A 286-nucleotide genomic window follows, 5' to 3' on the forward strand; every position below is an offset into this window, starting at 1 on the left:
GTCCCCAAAGCGCTAGAAGCCGGAGTGAAAAAAATTCTGGTTGAGATAGGTCACGAAGAATTAACGAAGTAGTATAAGAGGGTAAAACGCCCTACATATTGCCAAGAATGGCGGAAAGAGATGAGGTATATGAAACATATGGCACAAACAATCACAGACAACTACAACGCATTTGTGGGCACTGTTATAGCAGTTATCAGCGTGATATTCGGAGAACACTGGTATCTGTTTGCGTTGTTCCTTGCACTTAATATAGCAGACTGGGTAACAGGTTGGATGAAGTCAA

At 42.3% G+C, this 286-nt stretch carries 1 protein-coding gene; it reads left to right on the forward strand.

Annotated elements, in window-relative coordinates; genetic code table 11:
• Positions 1-138 precede the first annotated feature (138 nt).
• Positions 139-286, forward strand: a 148-nt coding sequence (locus KSZ58_RS23445) for a phage holin family protein (RefSeq protein WP_374102589.1), incomplete at its 3' end; no start/stop codon positions are given.

This window comes from Erysipelatoclostridium sp. DFI.2.3, from assembly GCF_019132535.1.
GTDB classification, from domain to species: Bacteria; Bacillota_I; Bacilli_A; order Erysipelotrichales; family Erysipelotrichaceae; genus Clostridium_AQ; species Clostridium_AQ innocuum.